This window comes from Actinoplanes sp. NPDC051633 (assembly GCF_040681735.1).
GTDB lineage: Bacteria > Actinomycetota > Actinomycetes > Mycobacteriales > Micromonosporaceae > Actinoplanes.
Genome location: NZ_JBFAZH010001650.1, coordinates 1 through 1325, shown reverse-complemented (window position 1 = coordinate 1325; position 1325 = coordinate 1). Strand labels below are relative to the sequence as shown.

General features: G+C 70.1%; 1 protein-coding gene. It reads right to left on the bottom strand.

What is annotated here, in order from left to right; all coding sequences use genetic code 11:
• Nucleotides 1–22: 22 nt before the first annotated feature.
• The coding region (locus tag AB0M20_RS43965; RefSeq protein ID WP_364307480.1) for a methyl-accepting chemotaxis protein at nucleotides 23–1325 on the bottom strand (1303 nt) is incomplete at its 5' end.

Genomic DNA, 1325 nt, shown 5'->3' with positions numbered 1-1325 from the left:
CGAGCCCATCAGCGCCGGCCCGTCAACGCCGGCCGGTGCCGACCAGATCCAGCAGATCGCTGGACAGGCTGGAGAGGTGGGAGGCGGTCTGCTTGGTCTGCGTCGCGCTGGCCTCGGTCTCCCGGGTCACCCGCGCGGTGTCGGACGCCGCGACGTTGACCTGCTCGACCGCCGTGGTCTGCTGCTTGGTGGACAGCTCGATCTCGCGGGTGGCGTCGTTGGTGGTCGCCACCAGCTGGGCGATCCGCCGGAACGAGCTGGTCGCGTCGTCGAACTGGCGGCTGCCCGCGTCCACGCTCTTCGCGCCGATCTCCGTGGCCATCACGGTCGTGTTGACCGCACCGCGGACGTCGTCGATCAGCGCGCGGATCTCCTTGGCCGACCCGGCGGTGCGGTCGGCCAGCTTGCGGATCTCCTCGGCGACGACGGCGAACCGGCGGCCCCACTCGCCGGCACCGCTGGCCTCGATGGTCGCGTTGATGGCCAGGATGTTGGTCTGCTCGGCCAGCTCGGACACCAGGTCGACGACCACGCCGATCTGCTGCGACTTCTCACCGAGCGACAGCATGTGCTGCACGATCAGATCGACCTGGGTACGGATCGCCTGGATCGACTGCCGTGTCTGGTCGATCGTGGAGTCGCCGGCCTCGGCGGCGGTCGCGGTGTCCTCGGCGATCTGCGACACCCGCTTGGCGTTGTCGGCGATCTGCCGCGAGGTGATGAGCAGCTCGCTGATCGTCGTGGTGATCTCGTTCATCGCGCTGGCCTGGTCGCGGCCGCCGCTCTCCTGCTGCGCCGCGGCCGCCTCGAGCTGCGCCGACGAGCTCTGGATGTGCCCCACGGCGGTGCCCACCTCGCGCCGCAGATCGCGGCTGAGCCGGACCGCGATCAGGGTGCCCGACGCCATCGCGAGCAGCCCCAGCACGACGATCACGACGATCGCCACGCTGGCGCTCCGGGACGAGGACCGCCGGGCGGTCTCGACGTCGGCGCGGACGCGTTCGATCAGGGTGGCGATCGACTTCTCGAGCTTCTCCCGGACCGGCGTCACCAGGCTGCCGTTGAGCTGCGAGACGTCGCTCAGGGACTTGATCTGCCCACGGCGCTGGATCACCGGGGCCAAGGCGGCGGCATGTGCCTCCTCGGCGGACGACACCTCCTGGAGCAGTTTGAGTTGGACCGGGTCGGTGAGCCTGCCGCGGAGCGCGGCCACCTGGTCGAGGAAGCGGGCGCGGTCGGCGTTGGTCAGGTCCAGGTACTCCTGACGGCCGTTGAGGAGGTAGCCGCGGTAGTCGCTGATCCGGTTCTCGATGGCGCTGTTCAGC